At 63.8% G+C, this 20,996-nt stretch carries 21 protein-coding genes; 8 read left to right on the top strand and 13 right to left on the bottom strand.

Annotated elements, in window-relative coordinates; genetic code table 11:
• Nucleotides 1-2 precede the first annotated feature (2 nt).
• The 13 genes from HS961_RS21880 to HS961_RS21940 all read right to left on the bottom strand — a co-directional run bounded on the left by HS961_RS21880 (nucleotide 3) and on the right by HS961_RS21940 (nucleotide 14,070).
• On the bottom strand, nucleotides 3-1,535 hold the full coding sequence (locus tag HS961_RS21880; protein ID WP_182325541.1) for a UDP-N-acetylmuramoyl-L-alanyl-D-glutamate--2,6-diaminopimelate ligase: 1,533 nt from the start codon (nucleotides 1,533-1,535) through the stop codon (nucleotides 3-5).
• A complete protein-coding gene (locus tag HS961_RS21885) occupies nucleotides 1,532-3,277 on the bottom strand; it encodes a peptidoglycan D,D-transpeptidase FtsI family protein (protein ID WP_182325542.1) in 1,746 nt (581 codons plus the stop codon). Before HS961_RS21885 ends, HS961_RS21880 begins: the two co-directional genes overlap by 4 nt.
• Entirely contained in the window at nucleotides 3,274-3,558 is a 285-nt protein-coding gene (gene ftsL, locus HS961_RS21890) for a cell division protein FtsL (protein ID WP_182328374.1), read from the bottom strand. The genes HS961_RS21885 and ftsL overlap by 4 nt, the downstream gene beginning before the upstream one ends.
• A gap of 43 nt (nucleotides 3,559-3,601) precedes the next feature.
• A complete protein-coding gene (gene rsmH, locus HS961_RS21895; protein WP_238347697.1) occupies nucleotides 3,602-4,531 on the bottom strand; it encodes a 16S rRNA (cytosine(1402)-N(4))-methyltransferase RsmH in 930 nt (309 codons plus the stop codon).
• Nucleotides 4,532-4,538: 7 nt separating this feature from the next.
• Entirely contained in the window at nucleotides 4,539-4,964 is a 426-nt protein-coding gene (mraZ, locus tag HS961_RS21900) for a division/cell wall cluster transcriptional repressor MraZ (RefSeq protein ID WP_182325543.1), read from the bottom strand.
• A 387-nt stretch (nucleotides 4,965-5,351) separates the two neighbouring features.
• The gene (hslU, locus tag HS961_RS21905; RefSeq protein ID WP_182325544.1) at nucleotides 5,352-6,668 is read right to left on the bottom strand and encodes an ATP-dependent protease ATPase subunit HslU; all 1,317 of its coding nucleotides are present in this window, start codon (nucleotides 6,666-6,668) and stop codon (nucleotides 5,352-5,354) included.
• Between the two features lie 61 nt (nucleotides 6,669-6,729).
• A complete protein-coding gene (gene hslV, locus HS961_RS21910) occupies nucleotides 6,730-7,275 on the bottom strand; it encodes an ATP-dependent protease subunit HslV (protein ID WP_182325545.1) in 546 nt (181 codons plus the stop codon).
• A gap of 108 nt (nucleotides 7,276-7,383) precedes the next feature.
• The gene (locus tag HS961_RS21915) at nucleotides 7,384-9,069 is read right to left on the bottom strand and encodes a hypothetical protein (protein ID WP_182325546.1); all 1,686 of its coding nucleotides are present in this window, start codon (nucleotides 9,067-9,069) and stop codon (nucleotides 7,384-7,386) included.
• Nucleotides 9,070-9,111: 42 nt separating this feature from the next.
• On the bottom strand, nucleotides 9,112-9,594 hold the full coding sequence (gene dksA, locus HS961_RS21920; RefSeq protein ID WP_182325547.1) for an RNA polymerase-binding protein DksA: 483 nt from the start codon (nucleotides 9,592-9,594) through the stop codon (nucleotides 9,112-9,114).
• 273 nt (nucleotides 9,595-9,867) lie between these two features.
• A complete protein-coding gene (locus tag HS961_RS21925) occupies nucleotides 9,868-10,977 on the bottom strand; it encodes a CobW family GTP-binding protein (protein ID WP_182325548.1) in 1,110 nt (369 codons plus the stop codon).
• A gap of 321 nt (nucleotides 10,978-11,298) precedes the next feature.
• Nucleotides 11,299-12,054: an RNA pseudouridine synthase gene (locus HS961_RS21930; RefSeq protein ID WP_182325549.1), complete on the bottom strand. Its 756-nt coding sequence runs from the start codon at nucleotides 12,052-12,054 to the stop codon at nucleotides 11,299-11,301.
• A 139-nt stretch (nucleotides 12,055-12,193) separates the two neighbouring features.
• Nucleotides 12,194-13,363: a sensor histidine kinase gene (locus tag HS961_RS21935; protein WP_182325550.1), complete on the bottom strand. Its 1,170-nt coding sequence runs from the start codon at nucleotides 13,361-13,363 to the stop codon at nucleotides 12,194-12,196.
• Entirely contained in the window at nucleotides 13,348-14,070 is a 723-nt protein-coding gene (locus HS961_RS21940; protein WP_412101615.1) for a response regulator, read from the bottom strand. Before HS961_RS21940 ends, HS961_RS21935 begins: the two co-directional genes overlap by 16 nt.
• A gap of 239 nt (nucleotides 14,071-14,309) precedes the next feature.
• Here HS961_RS21940 and HS961_RS21945 point away from each other — a divergent pair, with 239 nt between their 5' ends.
• From HS961_RS21945 to HS961_RS21980, 8 genes are read left to right on the top strand one after another with little or no spacing between them, the layout of a single operon-like run.
• Nucleotides 14,310-15,734 carry a TolC family protein gene (locus HS961_RS21945; RefSeq protein WP_238347970.1) on the top strand — a complete coding sequence of 475 codons (1,425 nt, stop codon included), beginning with the start codon at nucleotides 14,310-14,312 and terminating at the stop codon, nucleotides 15,732-15,734.
• A complete protein-coding gene (locus tag HS961_RS21950; protein ID WP_182325552.1) occupies nucleotides 15,731-16,876 on the top strand; it encodes an ABC transporter permease in 1,146 nt (381 codons plus the stop codon). Before HS961_RS21945 ends, HS961_RS21950 begins: the two co-directional genes overlap by 4 nt.
• A gap of 11 nt (nucleotides 16,877-16,887) precedes the next feature.
• Nucleotides 16,888-17,616, top strand: coding sequence for an ABC transporter ATP-binding protein (locus tag HS961_RS21955; RefSeq protein WP_182325553.1), 729 nt, complete (start codon nucleotides 16,888-16,890; stop codon nucleotides 17,614-17,616).
• Nucleotides 17,613-18,542 carry an HlyD family efflux transporter periplasmic adaptor subunit gene (locus HS961_RS21960; protein WP_238347698.1) on the top strand — a complete coding sequence of 310 codons (930 nt, stop codon included), beginning with the start codon at nucleotides 17,613-17,615 and terminating at the stop codon, nucleotides 18,540-18,542. Before HS961_RS21955 ends, HS961_RS21960 begins: the two co-directional genes overlap by 4 nt.
• A complete protein-coding gene (locus HS961_RS21965; RefSeq protein WP_182325554.1) occupies nucleotides 18,535-19,248 on the top strand; it encodes an MtnX-like HAD-IB family phosphatase in 714 nt (237 codons plus the stop codon). The genes HS961_RS21960 and HS961_RS21965 overlap by 8 nt, the downstream gene beginning before the upstream one ends.
• Nucleotides 19,245-20,180: an alpha/beta hydrolase gene (locus tag HS961_RS21970; RefSeq protein WP_182325555.1), complete on the top strand. Its 936-nt coding sequence runs from the start codon at nucleotides 19,245-19,247 to the stop codon at nucleotides 20,178-20,180. Before HS961_RS21965 ends, HS961_RS21970 begins: the two co-directional genes overlap by 4 nt.
• Nucleotides 20,170-20,544 (top strand): EamA family transporter, encoded by a 375-nt coding sequence (locus HS961_RS21975; RefSeq protein WP_182325556.1) that lies wholly within the window; start codon nucleotides 20,170-20,172, stop codon nucleotides 20,542-20,544. Before HS961_RS21970 ends, HS961_RS21975 begins: the two co-directional genes overlap by 11 nt.
• Before the next feature lie 4 nt (nucleotides 20,545-20,548).
• Complete coding sequence (locus tag HS961_RS21980) at nucleotides 20,549-20,986, top strand: EamA family transporter (protein ID WP_182325557.1); 438 nt, start codon at nucleotides 20,549-20,551, stop codon at nucleotides 20,984-20,986.
• Nucleotides 20,987-20,996 lie beyond the last annotated feature (10 nt).

Here is a 20,996-nt window from a genome sequence, read left to right on the forward strand (position 1 = left end):
GCTCATAGTCGTTCTTTCCGCTTGGCCAGCGCAGCATGGGCCTGCGTGGCATCGAGAAAGGGCAGCTTCACGCCGGCCACTTCCTGGTAATCCTCATGGCCCTTGCCGGCCAGCAACACCACATCCTGGCTAGCGGCGCGCAGCACCACCTCTTCGATGGCGGCTGCACGGTCGGCTTGCACCTGCGAATGCGCATCCAGGGTCATGCCACGCAGAATGTCGTCGATGATGGCCTGGGGCTGCTCGCCGCGCGGGTTGTCGCTGGTCACCACCACTTCGTCGGCACCCGCCTGGGCGATGCGGCCCATCAACGGGCGCTTGCCGGCATCGCGGTTGCCGCCGCAACCAAACACGCACCAGAGCTTGCCACCGCGCTGCGCAGCCAGCGGGCGCAGCGCCTGCAAGGCCTTGTCCAGTGCATCGGGGGTGTGGGCGTAATCAATGGCCACCAGCGGCGCACCGGCTTGGGTGACTTGCTCCATGCGGCCCGGCACTGCCGCCAGCACGGCGCAGGCCTCTGCGGCCTGCTGCAAGCTGGCACCCAGCACCCGCAGGCTGGCCATCACCTGCAACAGGTTGAGCACGTTGTACTGGCCAATTACCTGGCTGTGCAGGGTGACGGCAGCGGCTTCGGCGCCGGCCTCTACGACCTCAAACACCAGGCCACGTTCGCCAGCGCGAATGTTGTGGGCAGACAAGCGGGCGTTCGTGGCACTGTCCACGGACACGGTCCACAGATCCAGCGCGCCACCGGCCAGCGATGCGGCCAGTGCTGCGCCCCGGGCGTCGTCCAGATTGACCACGGCGGCCTGCAGGCCAGGCCATTGGAACAGCGCCTCCTTGGCGACCCAGTAGGCATCCATGCTGCCGTGGTAGTCCAGGTGGTCCTGGGTGAAATTCGTAAAGATAGCCAGGCGGATGCGCGTGCCCGCCAAGCGGTGTTCGGCAATGCCGATGGACGAGGCCTCGATCGCGCAAGCGCCGTAGCCGGCATCGGCAAAGCCGCGGAATGCGCGTTGCAGCAGCACCGGATCGGGGGTGGTCATGCCGGTCACATCCAGCTGGTGCGGCGGAATGCCGACGCCCAGGGTGCCAACCATGGCACAGCCCCGGTGTTGCAGCACGCCAGCTTCACAGAGGTGGCTCACCGCCTGGGCCAGCCACCAGCTGATGCTGGTCTTGCCATTGGTGCCCGTGACAGCCAGCACATCTAGCTGCTCGCTGGGTTGGCCAAACCAGGCACTGGCGATCGGGCCGGTAGCGGCCTTCAAACCCGGCATGGCCGCGACTGGCATGCCTTGCAGATCAAATTGCTCCAAACCGGCTTGCTCTACCAGGCAGGCAGCTGCACCGCGCTGCACCGCCTGGGCCACATAGGCACGGCCGTCGTTGACGCCGCCGGGCCAGGCAATAAAGGCATCGCCGGCTTGCACCTGGCGGCTGTCGGTCTGCAGGGTTCCACTGGCCACGCGCTCGCGCAGCCATTCAACAGCGGAAGCGGTGCTGTGGACGGTGGTCACGGTGGTGGCGCTCATAGCGGCTCCTCCACATCGTTGGCCACGATCTGTGGCTTGACCGACATATCAGGCTGCACGCCCATCAGGCGCAGGGTTTGTTGCACCACTTCGCTGAACACCGGGCCGGCGACGGTGCCGCCGTAAAAGCTGCCCTGGCTGGGCTCGTCGACCATCACGGCGACGATGATGCGCGGGTTCTCAATCGGCGCAATGCCGGTGAACCAGGCGCGGTACTTGCCAGCGGCATAGCCCCGGCCTTGTTGCTTGCGGGCCGTGCCCGACTTGCCACCGATGGAGTAACCGACGGTCTGCGCCTTTTGGCCGGTACCACCGGGGCCGGCCGCCAGCCACAACATGTGGCGCACCAGCTCGGCCGTCTTTTTGGAGAACACCGGCGTGCCGGCGGGGCGGCCCGTGCGCTTGAGCATGGTCGCCGGGATCACATTGCCGTCGTTCGAGAACACGGTGTACGAACGCGCCATCTGGAACAGCGAGGCCGACAGGCCATAGCCGTAGGAGATGGTGGCCTGCTCGACGGGTTTCCAAGTTTTCCACGGACGCAGACGGCCGCTGGCCGCACCGGGGAAAGCGATCTGCGGCTTTTGGCCGTAGCCCAGCGCCGAGTGCACATTCCACATCTCTTGCGCCGACATCTTTTGCGCCACCTTGAGCGCGCCGACGTTGCTGGACTTCTGGATCACGCCATCCACCGTCAACGCGCCATAGTTGTGGGTGTCGCTGATGGTGAAACCGCCAATCGCATAGCGACCGGGTGTGGTGTCGATGATGGTGGTGTTCTTGACCCGGCCCAGCTCCAACGCCGTGCCCACGGTGATGGGCTTCATCGTCGAGCCGGGCTCGAAGGTGTCGGTGATGGCGCGGTTGCGCAACTGCTCGCCCGTCAGGCGCGAACGGTTGTTCGGGTCGTAGCTGGGGTAGTTGGCCAGCGCCAGCACTTCGCCGGTGTGGGCATCCATCACCACCACGCTGCCGGCCTTGGCCTTGAAGGCGGCAACCTGGTCGCGCAGCTTCTGGTAGGCAAAAAACTGCACCTTGCTGTCGATGGACAACTGGATATCCTGGCCCTCTTGCGGCGGCGTCTCGACGCCGACACCCTCGACAATGCGGCCCAGGCGGTCCTTGATCACACGGCGCGAGCCGGCCTTGCCGCCCAGCTCGGTGTTGAAGGCCAGCTCCATGCCTTCCTGGCCCTGGTCTTCCACATTGGTAAAGCCCACAACGTGGGCTGCTGATTCACCTTCGGGGTACTGGCGCTTGTATTCCTTGCGCAGGTAGATGCCCTTGACATCCAGCGCCTTGATCTTTTGCCCAATGTCCCAATCGAGCTGGCGCTTGATCCAGACAAAGGACTTGTCCTCGTCGGCCAGCTTGGCATCAAACTGCGCCTTCGGCATACCAATCAGTTTGGCGATCTCGGCCAGCTTGCCCTTGATGGCCGGGTCGTCCTGGTCCACATCTTCGGGAATCGCCCAGATGCTGGATGCCGGCACGCTGGAGGCCAGGATCAAACCATTGCGGTCCAGAATGCGACCCCGGTTGGCGGGCAGCTCGATCGTGCGGGCAAAGCGCACTTCGCCCTGGCGCAAAAAGAAATCATTGCCGATGACCTGCACATAGGCGGCGCGGCCAATCAGGCCGGTAAAGGCCAGGGCCAGGCCAATCATGATGAAGCGGCTGCGCCACATCGGCGTGCGCTCGGCCAGCAGCGGGCTGGTGGAGTAGCGCATGTCCTTGCTCATGGTGCGACCGCTCCGGTGCCTGGCTCAGGCACATAGACGGTGACAGCCGGGGTTGCCGTCTGCATGCCCCAGTTCTCGCGGGCCAGCTGCTCCAGGCGCAGCGGTGTGGCCTGGGCACGCTTCTCCACCTGCAGGCGCTGGTGGTCGGTCTCCAGCTGGCGCGATTCGGCCAGTGCGCGATCCAACTCCGTGAACAGCTTGCGCGACTCATACTGCGACTGCACCAGCGCCATCGCGCTGACCATGGTCACGAGCAGCAGCAGAATGTTCAGGCGCAGCAGCACAACCACCCCCTCTGGGTTCGCGCGAACAGGCAGCAGACCATCACGCGGCCACCTCCGTGCGCTCGGCCACCCGCATCACCGCGCTGCGCGAGCGAGGATTGGCAGAGACTTCAGCTTCGCTCGGCTTGGTGCGCTCCAGCGCCTTGAGCAGCATGGGCTTGGGCGCGGCGAAAGGTGCACGGCGGTCGTACACCTCTTTGGAATGCTTGGCGATGAACTGCTTGACGATGCGGTCTTCCAACGAGTGGAAGCTGATCACCACCAGACGGCCACCAGGTGCCAGCACCCGCAGGCTCGCCTCTAGCGCCTGCTCGAGCTCTTCAAGCTCGGCGTTAATGAAAATCCGAAGAGCCTGGAATGTCCGCGTGGCAGGGTTTTGCCCAGCCTCGCGGGTCTTGACTGTGCCAGCCACGAGCTCGGCCAGATCGGCAGTGGTGGCGACTGGCGAGCCAGCCTCCCGCCGCGCAACAATCGCCTTTGCAATGGGCCCAGCAAACCGTTCTTCACCGAAGTCACGTATCACCTCCGCTATTTGCTGTGTTTCCGCCTCTTGCAACCACTCGGCCACGCTTTGGCCTCGGGTGGTGTCCATGCGCATGTCGAGCGGGCCGACGAAGCGGAAACTGAAACCGCGCTCGGGACTGTCGATCTGCGGGGAGCTGACCCCCAGATCCAGCAGCACGCCCGCCACCGAAGCGGCAGGCAGCTGCGCCATGTGGCTGAAGCCCTCATGGCGAATGGAAAAACGGGGATCGGCGATCTTGCCGGCTTCGGCAATCGCCTCCACATCCTTGTCAAAAGCAATGAGCCGGCCCTCGGCCGGCATCCTGGACAGCAGCAGACGGGAATGCCCACCTCTGCCAAAGGTCCCATCGACAAAGACCGGGCCCCTCTCGACCCCGGTCTCCAACAAGGCGTCTACTGCTTCGTTCAGCAGGACGGTGGTGTGCAGGTAGTTATTGGTATCCACATGCACCTCAGAATGCAAAGTTATCCAGGGCGTCAGGCGGCAGATGCTGCAGGGCTTCCGCCTCCTGCTTCTCGTACGTCGCCTTGTCCCACAATTCAAAATGGCTGCCCATCCCCATCAGGATCGCGTCCTTGGTGATGTTGGCAGCAGCGCGCAACTCAGGCGACACCAGCACACGGCCGGTGCCATCCATTTCCACATCCATTGCACTGCCCAGAAAAATCCGCTTGAGCACCTGCTCGCCCATCTTGACCTGCGCCATGCGCGCACTGAAAAGCGCCCAGGCGTCCTGCGGGAAGATCATCAGGCAACCATGGGGATGGCGGGTAATGGTGAGGGTCGGTCCGGGCTTCGTCAGCGCGTCACGATGCCGGGTCGGTATCGCTAACCGACCTTTCGCATCAAGACTGAGTGAAGAAGCTCCTTGAAACACGGTGTGGACTCTGGTTGGGGTTTCGGAGGACAGGCAAGTGCACTTTTTCCCACAAAACTGCACTTTTCCCCACTGTATCAGGAATTCCAGATCGCGCCACACTGCACCACAATGATTTGCAATGAAAATACAAGTAAATCAATAACTTATAACGCACTTCAAGCAAAATACGCTATGAAATTCTCTTTATTTGATAGGCACTTACAATCACCTCTATATGCAGACTCTTAGCAAAATGGACAGCATCTGGGATTAGCATCTACCGGCCTTTTGTTACAAAACTAGAAGTTGTCCTACAGGTCTGCATGTGGTGCCCAGCCCAAAAGCAAGTGCCCGCCAACCAGGGCGGGCACTTGCAACAAACTGCGCCACAAAGCGCAATCAGCGTTAGAGAATGTAACGAGACAAATCCTCGTTTTGGCTCAGTGAACCCAGGCGCTGGTCCACGTAGGCAGCGTCGATCACCAGCGTCTGGCCTTCCAGTTTCGTAGCGCCAAAACTGATCTCTTCGAGCAAACGCTCCATCACCGTGGCCAAGCGGCGCGCGCCAATGTTCTCGGTCCGCTCATTGACATCAAAGGCAATGCGGGCAAGGCGGGTGATGCCGTCGGCTTCAAACTGCAGTTTCACCCCTTCGGTGGCCAGCAGCGCTTCATACTGCTTGATCAAGGAGGCATGGGTCTGCGTCAGGATGGCTTCAAAATCCTGCACCGACAGCGAACCCAGCTCCACCCGGATCGGAAAGCGGCCCTGCAGCTCAGGAATCAGGTCGCTGGGCTTGGCCAGGTGGAACGCGCCCGAGGCAATGAACAGGATGTGGTCGGTCTTGACAATGCCGTACTTGGTGGAAACGGAGGTGCCCTCCACCAAGGGCAGCAGATCGCGCTGCACGCCTTGGCGGGATACATCGCTGCCGCTGGTTTCCTGGCGGGTGGCGACCTTGTCGATCTCGTCGATGAAGACGATGCCGTTCTGCTCCAGGTTTTCGATGGCACGGGATTTGACGTCGTCCTCGTTTACCAGCTTGGCAGCCTCTTCATCAGTGATCAGCTGCAGCGCCTCGCTGATCTTGAGCTTGCGGACCTTGCGCTTTTCCTGGCCCATCTGGCTGAACATGCCGCGCAGCTGCTCGGCCATCTCTTCCATGCCTTGCGGGCCCATGATCTCCAGCTGGGGCTTGGCCTCGGCCACCTCGATCTCGATGTCCTTGTCATTGAGCTCGCCTTGGCGCAGCTTCTTGCGGAAGACTTGGCGGGTGCTGGTGTCCGGCGTCGCTTCGGCCGTGCGGGCCGGTGGCAGCAGCACATCCAGAATGCGCTCCTCTGCCGCATCCTCAGCCCGGGCGCGCAGCTTTTTCACATCCGATGCGCGGGTCTGCTTGACGGCCACCTCGGCCAGATCACGGATGATGGCATCCACATCCTTGCCGACATAGCCCACCTCGGTGAACTTGGTCGCCTCGACCTTGATGAATGGCGCGTCGGCCAGCTTGGCCAAGCGGCGCGCAATCTCGGTCTTGCCGACGCCGGTGGGGCCAATCATCAGAATGTTCTTGGGCGTGATTTCCTGGCGCAGGCCATCGGCGACCTGCTGGCGGCGCCAGCGGTTGCGCAGCGCGATAGCGACGGCGCGCTTGGCGTTGGCCTGGCCAACGATATGGTTGTCGAGTTCGGAAACGATTTCCTGGGGCGTCATCGAGGACATAGAGCAAAAATCCGGTTGGCGATCAATCGAGGAAGGGATGCAGGCTGCCTGCCCGCTGCGCTTACAGGGTCTCGATGGTGTGGTGCATATTGGTGTAGATGCACAACTCGCCAGCAATCGCCAGCGACTTGCGCACCACGTCTTCGGCCGACAACTCGGTGTTGTTCAGCAGCGCCTTGGCCGCTGAGTGCGCATAAGCACCGCCGGATCCAATCGACACAATGCCCTGCTCGGGCTCCAGCACATCGCCATTGCCGGTGATGATCAGCGAGGCCGAATGGTCCGCCACAGCCAGCATGGCTTCCAGGCGGCGCAGCACCCGGTCGGTGCGCCAGTCCTTGGTCAGCTCGATGGCGGCACGGGTCAAATGGCCCTGGTGCTTGTCCAGCTTGGCCTCGAAGCGTTCAAACAAGGTGAAAGCATCGGCAGTTGCACCGGCAAAGCCGGCCAGTACCTTGCCTCCGTAGAGCTTGCGCACCTTGCGTGCGGTGCCTTTGACCACAATGTTGCCAAGCGTGACCTGGCCGTCGCCGCCGATAGCGACCTGGATGCCTTGCGGGGTTTCGCGCCGCACGCTGAGGATGGTTGTGCCGTGATACTGTTCCATAGTTCTGCCTATATAGAGCCGTGCGCCTGTTTTCCAAGTCGTTGGGCGGGCCACCGACATAAAAAAACGCATCCGAAGATGCGTTTTCAGCCAGCAAGCACACGGAAATCAGTTTTCCCGCTGGTTGACGATGGAGTGCTCGTTGATGCCAATCAAGTTGAAGAACACGGCATTCAAGCGGTGCAGATTGCCAAAGCGCACCAGCGCATTCTTCTGCTGGCACTCGGCCACCCAGTTCAGCACCGAGCCAGCAGCAACAAAGTCGATGCGCATCAGGCGGTCACAGCGCACTGTGAACGGCATGCCAGGCTCCACCATCGGGGTGAAGGTATCCAGCCGCTGGGAGACATCGCCTTCGACGATGCCTTCGAGCACGGCCTGCGGGTTGTCGGCCACCAGCGGTTTTCTCTCGGGCAGATCCAGCACCATGGACATATCGGGGGCCGCAGGCGCTCCCGAGCGTGCGCTGTCGCTGTTCATCTCCAGCCGAGGCTGCACCCAGGATGGCGGCGATACCTCGTAGGTGATGCAATAGTCGAGCGCAGCAGCTTCAAAATCCTGCTCCAGCTTCAACAAGCGCAAAAAGGCCATACGCAACCACCAGCGATCCTGGGCCACGGCGTTGTCGCCCACCGGCGTTTGCGCCTCCAGCACCGACAGCAGAGGGTCGGCGCCAACAAAGACCAGCCGCACCTCAGGCCTGTCTGCCCAGATGCGGAACTGCGCCAACAGCGGCTCGACCACCTCATCGCGCACCTCGGTCACCCGCGACCAGTTCAAGGTCCAGGGTGGGGCAAAGCGCTTGAGGTTGCCTTGAAGTCCGTTGAGTGCCGCCACGCTGAGCACCGGTGGCGCCTGCCAGTTGAGCAACCGCACTTCTTCCGCAGGCCCATCACCCACCTGCAGCGCCTTGGCGCCCAGCTCTTGCGGCATCGAGAACCACACGGGCGCGGAACGGCCATATTTGCTGGCGAACTCGATGGCGTGAAAATCAAACTTGGTCTGGTCACCGGTGGCACGGTAGAGATCAAACAGGGTCAGCCAGATCGTCAGCTGCCCCATCAGATCACCACGGCGTTGCTGCACCAGCGCCAGCAGCGAGGCCTCGGCCCCCGCCGCATCGCCATTGGCGAACAGCACGGCCGCTTCTTCCAGATCGGTGTCGTGGATGAATCGGCCCGACTCGACCTGCGCATCAAAGGCAGCAGCGGGCAAGGCGGCAGCTGCTGCTGGCGGCGGTGCAGCCGATACGGCCGGTGCTGCAGCAGGCGCTGCCGCCTCAGCCACCAACGGCGCCGCCGCAGAAGCCACGGGCGCCGGGGCACTGGCGGGCGCGCTGTCGGCAGCGCCAGCAGCCGCAGACTCGGCAGCCGCAGCACTGGCGGCATCGCCCGACCACCACTGCTTGGACATCTGGCGCTCGATCTGGTTGATTTTCTCGATGGTGTGCGACGGGTGCGCGTGCTTGCCTGCACCAGCGGCTGCGGCATCTGGCGCCACGCCAGCTTCGAGCATGGCTGCAGAACTGGCGGCACCCAGGCCGTCGGCGCCTGCGCTGCTGGATTTGTTAGCCTCGCGCCGAATCTTGCGCAACTGGTCGAACTCCAGCTTGCGCACAAAGTCATTGCGGCGTTTGCGCTCCATGATTTCCTTGAGCGCTTGCTTGGAAAACTGCGCTTCCGGATTTTCGGGCTCCGGCGTCTTGTCCAGCTCCGACCACTGTGTGGTGGGTTTGGTTACAAAGCGCACCACCTTGGACAACAAACCCTTGTTTGGCTTATGGGCCTCACTCATGGTCACTCCCTCCCCTTGTGTGTCCGGTGCGCTGCCTCAGCCTCAATCACCAAACATTTTTTGCTTCAATTCACGACGCTGCTGCGCTTCCAGCGACAACGTGGCGGTAGGACGTGCCAGCAGGCGGCCCACACCAATGGGTTCGCCGGTCTCGTCGCAGTAGCCGTAGTCGCCCGCATCAATGCGGCTGATCGACTGGTCGATCTTCTTCAGGAGCTTACGCTCCCGGTCACGCGTGCGCAAGACGAGCGCATGCTCTTCCTCAATGGTAGCGCGGTCTGCCGGATCGGGCACCACCACGGTGTCTTCACGCAGGTTTTCCGTCGTGGCATCGGCATTCATATGGATACCGGTCTTCAACTCCACCAGCTTCTTGCGAAAGAACGCCAGTTGGACGTCGTTCATGTATTCGCTATCGGGCATCGACAGCACCTCAGCGTCAGTGAGGGTGTCTACCGTCTTGGACTTCCAAGCATTGGCCAGCTTGGCGTCGCGTTTAGGGATAGTTGGCGTTGTGGTAGGCATAGTTCTCTCGACTGGCTAGCGCCGTTCTTACAAGCGACGGATGTCCGTCTCGTTACAAAAGAGGTGCCAAGCCCGACAGGCTCAGCCCCCTCATCCACTGGCCCCAACCCCTTGCGGGACCCGGGCACATCGGCGAAGTTGGGCGCGTGCCCGCTTTGCTGCATTTTGGGCCGCGATTGTATATGCCATCGCCATGGGCCAACAAGTAACTGCAGCCCGAATGCAACGCGGGGTTTCCCGGGGCTCTACCTCTGGAAAGCGCCCTGCAGCCTATCAGGCTTCCACGACGCACTGGTCCAGACCCTGGCGCAGGATGTCCTGCGGCAGGTCAATACCAATGAACACCATCTTGCTCTGGCGGCGCTCATCGGCCGCCCACTCGGGGCCCAGGTCGCTGCCCATCAGCTGGTGCACGCCCTGGAAAATCACCTTGCGGTCGGTGCCCTTCATCGCCAGCACGCCCTTGTAACGCAGCATGCGCGGGCCATAAATGTTCACAATGGCGCCCAGGAAGTCTTCCAGCTTGGCAGGGTCAAAGGCCTTGTCTGCGCGGTAGACGAAGCTCTTCACATCGTCATCATGGTGGTGGTGGTGCGGGTGGTTGCAGTGCTCGCCATGTTCGTGGTCATGGCCATGCTCGTGCCCGCAGTTCTCGTCGTGCACATGGCCGTGGTCATGGTCGTGACCGCAGTTCTCATCGTGGACATGGCCGTGGTCATGCTCGTCTTCCTTGAGGAAGTCGGGGTCGATGTTCAAGGTGGCGTTCAGGTTGAAGCCGCGCAGATCCAGCACGTCCTTCAGCGGCACATCGCCAAAATGCACGGCACGGATCGGCGCGCGCGGGTTCATATGCTTGAGGCGGTGGATCAGCGCATCCTTCTCAGCATCGCTGACCAAATCGGTCTTGGACAGGAAGATCTGGTCGGCAAAGCCCACCTGGCGACGCGCTTCCTGGCGGGTGTCCAGCTGCTGGCCGGCATGCTTGGCATCCACCAGGGTGATGATCGAATCGATCAAATAGGTTTCGGCGATCTCTTCATCCATGAAGAAGGTTTGCGCCACCGGGCCGGGATCGGCCAGGCCCGTGGTCTCGATGACGATGCGCTCGAAATCCACCAGGCCCTTGCGGCGCTTGGCGGCCAGCAGTTGCAGCGCTTCGCGCAGGTCTTCGCGGATGGTGCAGCAGATGCAGCCATTGCTCATCTGCAGAATCTGTTCCTTGGATTCCGTCTTGAGGATGTCGGTGTCGATATTCTCTTCGCCGAACTCGTTCTCGATCACGGCAATCTTCATGCCGTGCGACTCATGCAGCACGCGCTTGAGCAGCGTGGTTTTGCCCGAGCCCAAGAAGCCCGTGAGGATGGTGACTGGAATGAGTGACATAGAACCCCTGATAGTTACACAAAAGGCAGCCATCGCAAGCCGCGCCACGCGCCAGACTTGCCCGCCCACTGGCCCATCGCGCAAGCGCAGGCCTTTGTATCAAACACCGTTATATGGGGCTACGCCAAGCGATATCAAGGCAGCCGCAGGTAAATTATGTGGGTCTGCCGACAGCGGGCTATTGTGGCATGGTTTGCCGCTATGGCGATCTCTGCCCTTGCCCTGCATCAAACCCAACGCACGTCAATACGAAATGCTATTCAATAGATAGCAAAACCCAGACAGTTTGCGCGTTGACCGCCCACCTGGGGGCTGGGGAACTCAGAAGCGCTCATAGCCTTGCAGGTAGCGCCACTGGCCCAGAGGCAGCTTGCCCAGCGAAATACGGCCTATGCGCAAACGCTTGAGCCCGACCAGCTCCAATCCCAGCTCCGCACAGATGGCAGCCAACCAATCGGGCGAAACGCGTTTGAGCGCAAAACGCAAATGGGTTTCATTCTGCCAACTGGCTTTGAGTGGCGGCAGACGATCACCATCGATGTACAAGCCGTTGGCCAGCAGCGCCAGGCCATCGTCGATCATCTGGCCACGCACCTCTGCGAGGAACTCCTGCTCGATGAGACCCGCATCTTCCGTCAGATGCCGAATGGTGCGCGCATCCTGGCTGAAGACCACCAGACCGCTGGCCGCACGCGCCATGGGCAGCACAAACTGCTGGTGGCGAAAATGGCGGGACACGGGCACCATCGGCTGGGGCGTATCCACGTCGGCCAGATGCGCGGGCACCAGCAGATCTAACGCACTATCGCCCTTTTGCCCCGGCGCTACCGGACGCAAGCTGTAACCAGCGGGCTTGTGCAGCAACAGCGTGACCTGCTGGATCGGCCGCAAATGGGCGCCGGGTTGCAAGGCTACGGTCTGGTCTGGCAGCACCCGCGCACCCGGCGTATCCTGCACCTGGCCATCCACGGTGACAAAGCCGGCATCGATGTAGTGCTCCGCTTCCGCGCGCGAGCAACCGATATCGCTCGCCAGGCGTTTGGACAGGCGAATGGCTTGGGAATCTTGAGAAGGCATGGGGGTAGCAGGTGCGCGGCGGTGTGCAGCAAAGGCAGCAACCGCTTCATCATGGATAGCAAAAGCTCTGCAAGGGCAGAGCACAAACGCCATTTTAAACGCCTGCCACTCTCTTGGTTCTTTTCACGCTTGCTGCGGCTCAGGCGGGCGCAAACCGCAGCCGAAACAGCGCCCCGCCTCTGGCCGATATGTCGGCCTGAGCCACCCCGCCCTGCAACTCGGTCAGCGCCTGCACGATGGACAGACCGAGGCCCGAGCCCTCCCGCTTGCGCCGGCCCGGTGCCATCGCAAAGCGCCTGAAGGGATGGGCGCGCAGCTCCGGCGGCAGGCCCGGGCCGGCATCGCTGACCAGCAGCTCGATCCAGATATGCCCTTGCCCATCGCGCATGGAGCGCACTTCCACCTCGAGCCAGTGCCCGCTGGCCGCGTGGCGCACGGCGTTGCCGACCAGGTTGGTGATGATCTGGCGCATGCGCAGAGGGTCGGCACGGATGGTGCTGACGGCATCATCACTGGGCAGCACCTGGGACAAAGCCATTTCGGCCAGCTGCAGCTGGGGTTCCAGCTCCAGCAGGCTCTCGCGCACCAGCGCGCCCAGGCTCAAGCGCTCCTTGCGCAGCGACATCTCGCCCGCCTCGGCCATCGCCAAGGTATGCAGGTCATCGATCAGGCGGCCCAGTTGCTCTGTCTGCGCCAACAGCAGCCTAAACTCCAGCTCGCTGGGCGCGATAACGCCATCACACAAGGCATGCAGATGGGTCTTGAGCACCGACAAGGGCGTGCGCAGCTCATGCGAGATGGACGCGGCCGAGGCCTGGCGCTCGGCATTGAGCTTTTGCAGCGCATCAATCATCGCATTGAAGGTGTGCACCACCTCCTTCAGCTCGCCATGCGCGCCCTCCTCGACCACGCGTGTCGAGCTGAAATCCCCATGCGCCACCCGCTGCGCCACCTCGACCATCGAGGCCAGCGGCCGGGTGATGTAGCGCGAGACGAAAAAGCCCATCGCCAGGCCAAACGGCAGGCAGACCAGCAGGCCGATGAAGAGCGACACCTGTTCGCCAAAGAACACCTCGCCCCGCCAGTACTCACCATAGATCTGCATGGCTCGCGGGCTGTTGTCCAGGTCGCGCTCAATCAGGTCGTCCAGTTCCACCCGGACCGATGTAGGCAGGCTTTGGTAGAACTGGTTGTACTGCACGGTATTGAAGGCCCAGGCGCAGGCGCTGAGCAGCGCGATGGTGCTGAGCAGGGTCGCGGCTATCCAAAAGCCAAAGCGGACCCAGATACGGTTCAGTCCCCGGCCCATAAGCGGTATCCAATGCTGCGCACGGTTTCAATCAGCTCGTCCTGGCCGGCCAGCTGCAATTTGCGGCGCAGCTTGGACAGGTGCGAGTCGATCACCCGCTCCAGCGCATCGCTCTCGGGAAGGCAATGCTCGATCAGCTGCGCACGTGAAAAACAGCGCCGGGGCTGCGAGGCCAGCAAGGCCAGCAGCCGGAATTCGGTCAGAGTCAGCGGCAGCGGTGTGGCCTGGCCTTGCGGGTCGTACAACTTTGCACTGTGCTCGGCGGGATTGATCTCCAGCGCGCCCACCCGGATGGGGGCCATCGGCGCAGCCGTGGCCTTGGGCTGGCTGCGGCGCAGCACAGCCCGCACGCGCGCCACCACCTCGGCCGGGTTGAAGGGTTTGACCACATAGTCATCCGCCCCCAGGCGCAGGGCGACCAGCTTGTCCACATCATCGGCCAGCGCCGTCACCATGATCACCGGCGTCTGGCCCTGATCCCGGATAAAGCGCAGCACATCCACCCCGTCCATGCCGGGCAGGTGGATGTCCAGCAGCACCAGGTCGGGCTGGTGTTGGCGAAAAAGCTGCACCGCCTGCTCACCATCGCGCGCAAAAAGGCTGCGCAAACCATCGCGCTCCAGATAGGCGACCAGGATGGTGGCGATTCCGGGCTCATCCTCCACGACGAGCACCAGCGGAGCAGCCACAGATGGGGGTAGTTTCATGGCGGACGACATCCCAAGAAGATTCCAGCGGCAGCGCACCCAACGCGCCAACCCGCTGTTCAAACAGGCCATTATGACCGTGGCGCTCGCCGGCTGCACGCCTTGGCGGCCTCCATGTTTTCTCCATCAATTGTGCAAGCTTGCGCAAGCTTGGCGGGGTTGAATCGATCGCCTATTGGTCCTGCCTCTGCGGTCAGGCCACCACGGTCAACCCCGGCCACGAACCGACTCCCTTGCACGTGAAACCCCAGTTCTGCAAAACACTGCTGATGCTGGCGCCTGTCGGCCTGCTGGCCGGTTGCATGACGCCACCGCAACCCCAGCTCCAGCCCAGCACGCCCGCCCAGTGGCAGCAGGCCGGCAGCAGCACGCCCGCTGCGCGTGCCGTCCAGGCCTCCGATCTGGCGGCCTGGTGGAAGCTCCTGGGCGACCCGGCTCTGGACAAGCTGGTGGAGCAGGCGCTGGCCCAGAACCTGAGCCTGGCCCAAGCACAGGGCCGGCTGCAGGCCCAGCGCATTCTGCTGGGCATTGCCACGGCCAGCTACAAGCCGGAAGTCACCGCCGGCGTGCGCACCTTGCAGGATGTGGCCGCGCTCGATTCCTACTTCCACGCCAGCCTGGACATGAGCTGGAACCTTGGCCTATTTGGCGCCTACGAATCCAGCGAACTCGACGGCCAGGGCCAGTTGCTCGATGCCCAAGCCCAGCTGCAAGCGGCCCAGATCCAGCTGGTCGCCAATGTGGTGCAACGCTATCTGGAGATCTGCGTGGCGCAGCAGCAACGCTTTGGGCTGGACCAGCAAATGCAGCTGGATGCGCGCCGTCTGCAGTTGCAGCAGGTGCGCGTGCAGCAGCGCATCGGCAGCGCCGAGCTGGTGCAGCAGGCGAGTCTGGATCTCAACCGCAGCAGCGGCCAGGAGGCCGAGCTGTTGCAGCACCAGGCACGCGCAGCGCATGCCCTGGCTGCATTGCTGGGCCAGACCGAGCCCGATGCCGCTTGGCTGGCCGCCTCCGGCACAGCCCACATCCCCAGCGCCACGGCGCTGAACCTGCAGGTGCTGCCGGCCGAGCTGTTGCGCAGCCGCCCCGCCATCCTGGCCGCTGAAGCCGCTGTGCAGCGCGCCGCCGCTGCCGCCGGCCTGTCCACCGCTGCCCTTTACCCCCGCTTTGCACTAGGTGGCTCGCTGCTCTACGCCTACAACCTGACGCAAAACCGGCGCTCCAGCTCCAACCTGGTGCCCATGCTGGGGCCGGTCATCGACATTCCGCTGTTTGACTGGGGCCGTCGGCGCGCACAGGCTGATGCCGACGATCTGCAGATGAACAACGCCGTCAAGGCCTACCGGCAAAGCGTGCTCGACGGCGTGGCCGATGTGGAAACGGCGCTTGCCGGCCTGCGCGCCCAGCAGCAGCGCCAGCAGTCGCTGGATGCCCAAACCCGCCTGCTGCGCAGCCGCGCCCAGCAGCTGCAGCGCCGCCAAGCCCTCGGCCTGGCCAGCGAGCTCGATACGGTTGAGCCCCGGCGCCAGCTGCTGCTGCACGAAAGCCAGCAGCGCGTGGCCCAGGCTGCGCAAACCCTGGCCTTTGTGGCCTTGTTCCAGGCGCTGGGCGGCGCCCCGTTGCCAGCGCAACCCCTGCCCGGCACTGAGGGAGCCGCACCATGATTGCCCTGGCGCGCAAAACCTTGGTCTATGAATGGCGCCGCTTTGTGCCCTCGGTCTTTGCAGTGGGCTTTGCCGGTGTGCTGCTGGTCATGCAGGCTGCGCTGGTGCTGGGCATTTTCAGCTCGGCGGCGATCTACATCACCGCCAGCTCGGCCGATCTCTGGGTGGGCTACCCCGGCACCCAAAGCGTGAACTTTGGCCGCACCATCGGCCCCGATGTCGAAATGCGCATGCGCATGGACCCGGACATCCGCGCCGTCGAAGCCTTTGTCTGGGTCGATGGCGACTGGCGCTCCAGCCAGGGCGCGGCCCATGAACCGGGTGCGGTCTCGGTCTACCTCTCGGGCATCTCCACCGCCGGCACTGCGATGATGTTCGACCGGGTCATTGCGCCCTGGCAGCGCAAGCTGCTGCGCGAGCCCGGCGCCGTCATCGTCGACCGCGCCGATCTGGACAGCCTGGCCACCCATGAAGGCGGCACGGCCTGGATCAACAACCACCGCGTGCGCGTCGTCGCCGCCGTGGATGGCCTGCGCGGCCTGGGCGGCGTCAATGTGCTGGCCTCGCTGGAGAGCGCGCACCAGATCGCCGGCAGCGCACCCAGCCAGGGCAGCACCTACCTGCTGGCCCGCGTGCGCAAAGGCGTGGACAACCACGCCGTGCAACAGCGCCTGAGCAGCGAGGCGCGCAGCTTTGGCCCGCACGAGGTCTGGACTGCTGACAGCTTTGCCCACCGCTCCCAGCGCTACTGGATGCTCGATACCGGCGCCGGCGCCGGTGTGCTGTTCATGGCCATCGTTGTCTGCCTGGTGGGCGCAGTCGTCACCAGCCAGTCGCTCAAAAGCGTGGTCGCCGGTTCGGTGCGTGAATACGCCGTGCTCAATGCGCTGGGCGTCAGCCGCGCGGCGCTAGGCCGGGTGGTGGTGGAACAGGCCTGCTGGATCGGCGCCGCTGGCCTGCTGCTGACCACCATCGCCAGCGTGGCCCTGGTCTCGGTGGCCCAGGTCTACCGGGTGCCCGTCGCGCTGAACCTGCAAGCCGTGCTGGCCTGCGCGGCACTGGTGGCCACCTTGGCGCTGCTGTCCGGCCTGGGCGCCATGCGCGTGCTGCTGCGCACCGATCCGGCCACCCTGCTGCGCTGAAGGATCTCGCCATGCCCAACAACACGCCCCCCACACCCAGCCTACAGGCCGTCGGATTGCGCAAGACCTATGTATCGGGCTCCATCCGCATCCATGTGCTGCAGGATCTGTCGGTCGATTTGTACGCTGGCGAACTAACCCTGATTTCCGGCCCCTCGGGCTGCGGCAAAAGCACCTTGTTGTCGCTGATGTCGGGCCTGCTCACCCCTGATGACGGCCAGACCTTTGCGCTGGGCCAGAACCTGACGACCATGCCCAGCCGCGAGATGGAGCGCTTTCGGCTGCTGCACACCGGCTTTGTGTTCCAGGGCTTCAACCTGTTCCCGGCGCTGACGGCGCTGGAGCAGGTGCAACTGCCGCTGGGCTACCTGGGCATACGGCGCGCCGAGACCTTGAGGCGCGCGCAGGATGCGCTCGACGAAGTCGGCCTGTCGCACCGCGCGCACATGCGCCCGGCCGAGTTGTCGGGCGGCGAAAAGCAGCGCGTGGCCATTGCCCGCGCGCTGGCCAAGGCGCCCCAGCTCCTGTTTGCCGACGAGCCCACTAGTGCGCTGGATGCAGAAAGCGGACAACGGGTGATCGACATCCTCCACCGCGTCGCGCGCAGCCACGGCACCACGGTGCTCTGCGTCAGCCACGATCCGCGCCTGGTGGGCCATGCTGACCGCGTACTGGAGATGGAAGACGGCGCCGTGTACAACGACCGCCGCCAATCCACCCTGATGGAGAACCCAAATTGACCAAGACCCAATCAACCCCTTCGCACTTGCCCCATGCCTGGCGCTTGCTGGGCCTGCTGTGCATGGCGCTGGGCGGGCTGGCAGGCTGCACACCAGCGGCAGACAGCCCCGTGGCTCCAGGTGCCATCCAGCCACCGCCCAGCACAGTGGCCGTGGCCCGGGGCAAGATCGAAGTGGATGGCGGCCTGCTGGATCTGGCCACCGCGATCGATGGCACCGTGCAGCAGATCGCCGTGCGCGAAGGCCAGCAGGTGCAGGCCGGCCAGTTGCTGCTCAAGGTGCATGACGAAGACCTGCGCGCCGAGCTGGCCGTGGCCCAGTCCTCCTACCAACTTGCCCAGGCCAAGCACAAGGCCCTGACCACCAAGCTGCCGCTGCTGCAGGCCCAGCTCAAGCGCCTGCAGGCCGCCGCCCGTGATGGTGCGGCCGATCTGCAGGAAGTGGACAACGCCCAGGCCGCGCTGCGCAATGCACAATCCGAGGCCGAGGTGGCCCAGGCCGAAGTGAAACTGGCCCAGAGCAAGACCCAGCAGCTGCGCGAGCGCCAGCGCCTGTATGCGCTGTATGCGCCAGAGGCCGCCACCGTGGTGCACCTGCAGGCCAAGGTTGGCAGCCAGGTGCACACCAGCCAGGCGGCGATGCGCCTGCTGCCGCTGCGCCCGCTGCGCATCCGCGCCGAGCTCAACGAGAGCTTTGCCGGCGCGGTGCAAAAGGGCATGCGCGCCAGCGTGGTGCTGGACAACGACAGCAGCAGCCCGCTGCCCGAGGCCCGGGTGCTGCGCATCAACCCCATGTATGGGCCTTCGACCTTGCAGGACGATGCCCAGCGCGGCCCGCTGCGCGTGGTCGAGTGCGTGCTCGAGTTCGAGACTGCGCCCAGCAACCTGCGTGTAGGCCAGAACGTGAGAGTGAGCTTCCATGAATAAACCCCTCCTTGGGCAGGCAACTGCTAGCCACAACAACGCCGCCGGCTGGATGATCCAATCCGATTTTGACGGCACGATCAGCCTGGTCGATGTCACCGACAGCCTGTTGCAGCGCTTTGGCCTGCCCGGCTGGACCGCCCTGGAAGACGCCTGGGAGCGCGGCGATATCGGCTCGCGCGCCTGCATGCAAGGCCAGGTCGCGCTGCTGGACATGGACCAGCAGGCGCTGGACGCCCACCTCGACGGCATTGCCATCGACCCCGGCTTTCCCGGTTTTGTGCAGACGGCGCAGGCACTGGGCCTGCGGCTGCAGGTGGTGAGCGACGGCATCGACTACGCGATCCAGCGCGTGCTGGCGCAGCACGGCCTCGGCCACCTGGAGGTGATTGCCAACCGCCTGGTACAGCAGGACACGCGCCGCTGGGCGCTGGAATCCCCCTGGGCCAGCCCGCACTGCAAGCGCGCCAGTGGCAACTGCAAGTGCGAACGCCTGGCGACGCAGCAGGCAATGGCCGGACGCGTCCTCTATGTGGGTGACAGCACTTCCGATTTCTGCGTCTCGCACGAGGCCGACTATGTGCTCGCCAAGTACCGGCTGATCGAACACTGCGAACGCCATGGCATTGCCCATGCGCCCTTTGTCAGCTTCAGCGACGCGACGCCGTGGTTGCAGCATTTCATGCAACAGCAGGAGGCCCTGGCATGAATACCCATGACGCACTCGCCCAGCACCTGGCAGGCCAGCCACAGGAAAGGGCCGCAGAAGCGGCCTTGCAGACCTTGTGCCTGACGCCCCATGAATTCGTCATGCCCGGCTCCGGCGCCGCCGCGCGCACCGGCGTGCTGCTGGTGCATGGCCTGACCGGTACCCCGGCAGAGATGCGCTTGCTGGCCAAAGGCCTCAACCGCGAAGGCTTCACCGTCTACGCCGTGCAACTGGCAGGCCACTGCGGCAGCATGCAGGACCTGGTCCAGACCCGCTGGACCGACTGGCTCGCCAGCGTGCAATCGGCGCTGTTGCGCTTTGTACCCCATGTCGATCGCGTGGTGGTAGGCGGCCTGTCGATGGGCGCCTTGCTGTCGCTGGCAGTGGCCGCGTCGCACCCGCGCCAGGTAGCCGGGGTGGCTGCCCTGTCCACCACCTTCCGCTATGACGGCTGGAGCATTCCCCGCTACACCAAGCTGGCCTTTTTGCTGCCGCTGTTTCGCCTGCTGGGCATCGGCCGGCAAAGGGTGTTCATGGAGGCACCGCCCTACGGCATCAAGGACGAGGCCTTGCGCGCCCGGGTGGTCGCACAGATGAATAGCGGTGACAGCGCCGCCGCAGGCCTGCCCGGCAACCCCTGGTGGTCCATCATCGAGCTGCGCCGGCTCTCTGCCCATGTCCGCAGCCACTTGCGGGATTTGCGCGCGCCCTGCCTGGCCATCCATGCCAAGGAAGATGACATCTCCCACCGCTCCAATGCCGAAGACATCGCCACCGGCGCCGTCCATGCAAAGGTCGAGGTCGTGCTGCTCGACAACTGCTACCACATGATCACCATCGACCGCGAGCGCCGTACCGTGATCGCCAAGGTGCATGGCTTTGTGGCCCGCATTGGCGGTACGCAAGCAACGGTGGCCGCACATGGGCGCTGACATCAGCCCGCTGGTGATCAGCCTGTGGCTGATCAATGTGCTGGTCGACAGCGGCGGTCAGTTGGCCTTCAAGGCCGCTGCCACACAGACCCCGAGCACGGCCACCGGCATGGACCACTGGCGCTTCATGCTGGCGCGCCCCTGGATCTGGATCGGCGGCGCCTGCTATGTGATCGAGTTTGTCGCCTGGCTGGCTTTTTTGTCGCTGGTGCCGCTGTCCGATGGCGTGCTGCTGGGCAGCATCAACATCGTGGCCATCATGGTGGCCGGGCGCATTCTGTTCAAGGAAAAGCTCGCCCCGATGCGGGTCATGGGCATCGTGCTCGTCTCCATCGGCGTGGCCGTCGTAGGTCTCAAGGGCTGATCGCATGAAACGCTTTTACCTGGTTGGCTTTCTGGTGCTCATGGCCTTCGACACCCTGGCCCAGCTGAGCTTCAAGAAAGCCGGCGATGCCGCCCTGCCGCTGGAGTTCAGCCCCTCCTGGCTCTGGCGGGTGTTTGCCCAACCCTGGATCTATGGTGCCTTGATCGGCTACATCGGCGCCTTTTTCACCTGGATGCATCTGCTGCGGCGCGCGCCGGTTGGCCCCGCTTTTGCCGCCTCGCACCTGGAGATCATCTCGGTGCTGGTGCTGTCGCATTACCTGTTCCAGGAAAACATCGGCATGCCTCAGATGCTGGGCTGCGTGTTCATCGTTGCCGGTATTGCCTGTCTGGCCTTGAGCGAAGCCCAGGACCATGGCGCTACAGAGGCGGTAGACACCCCTGCAGACGGTACGGCAGGCGCCAACGCAGCCGCACGCTGATGGCGTGCAA

Source organism: Comamonas piscis (genome assembly GCF_014109725.1).
GTDB lineage: Bacteria > Pseudomonadota > Gammaproteobacteria > Burkholderiales > Burkholderiaceae_C > Comamonas > Comamonas piscis.

What these genes read in the sequence shown, in the direction of transcription:
- HS961_RS21880 (WP_182325541.1), bottom strand. Translation starts at nt 1,535, where the DNA reads ATGAGCGCCACCACCGTGACCACCGTCCACAGCACCGCTTCCGCTGTT.
- HS961_RS21950 (WP_182325552.1), top strand. Translation starts at nt 15,731, where the DNA reads ATGATTGCCCTGGCGCGCAAAACCTTGGTCTATGAATGGCGCCGCTTT.
- dksA (WP_182325547.1), bottom strand. Translation starts at nt 9,594, where the DNA reads ATGCCTACCACAACGCCAACTATCCCTAAACGCGACGCCAAGCTGGCC.
- hslU (WP_182325544.1), bottom strand. Translation starts at nt 6,668, where the DNA reads ATGTCCTCGATGACGCCCCAGGAAATCGTTTCCGAACTCGACAACCAT.
- HS961_RS21940 (WP_412101615.1), bottom strand. Translation starts at nt 14,070, where the DNA reads ATGAAACTACCCCCATCTGTGGCTGCTCCGCTGGTGCTCGTCGTGGAG.
- HS961_RS21970 (WP_182325555.1), top strand. Translation starts at nt 19,245, where the DNA reads ATGAATACCCATGACGCACTCGCCCAGCACCTGGCAGGCCAGCCACAG.
- HS961_RS21885 (WP_182325542.1), bottom strand. Translation starts at nt 3,277, where the DNA reads ATGAGCAAGGACATGCGCTACTCCACCAGCCCGCTGCTGGCCGAGCGC.
- HS961_RS21930 (WP_182325549.1), bottom strand. Translation starts at nt 12,054, where the DNA reads ATGCCTTCTCAAGATTCCCAAGCCATTCGCCTGTCCAAACGCCTGGCG.
- HS961_RS21980 (WP_182325557.1), top strand. Translation starts at nt 20,549, where the DNA reads ATGAAACGCTTTTACCTGGTTGGCTTTCTGGTGCTCATGGCCTTCGAC.
- HS961_RS21965 (WP_182325554.1), top strand. Translation starts at nt 18,535, where the DNA reads ATGAATAAACCCCTCCTTGGGCAGGCAACTGCTAGCCACAACAACGCC.
- HS961_RS21915 (WP_182325546.1), bottom strand. Translation starts at nt 9,069, where the DNA reads ATGAGTGAGGCCCATAAGCCAAACAAGGGTTTGTTGTCCAAGGTGGTG.
- HS961_RS21975 (WP_182325556.1), top strand. Translation starts at nt 20,170, where the DNA reads ATGGGCGCTGACATCAGCCCGCTGGTGATCAGCCTGTGGCTGATCAAT.
- hslV (WP_182325545.1), bottom strand. Translation starts at nt 7,275, where the DNA reads ATGGAACAGTATCACGGCACAACCATCCTCAGCGTGCGGCGCGAAACC.
- HS961_RS21935 (WP_182325550.1), bottom strand. Translation starts at nt 13,363, where the DNA reads ATGGGCCGGGGACTGAACCGTATCTGGGTCCGCTTTGGCTTTTGGATA.
- HS961_RS21925 (WP_182325548.1), bottom strand. Translation starts at nt 10,977, where the DNA reads ATGTCACTCATTCCAGTCACCATCCTCACGGGCTTCTTGGGCTCGGGC.
- HS961_RS21955 (WP_182325553.1), top strand. Translation starts at nt 16,888, where the DNA reads ATGCCCAACAACACGCCCCCCACACCCAGCCTACAGGCCGTCGGATTG.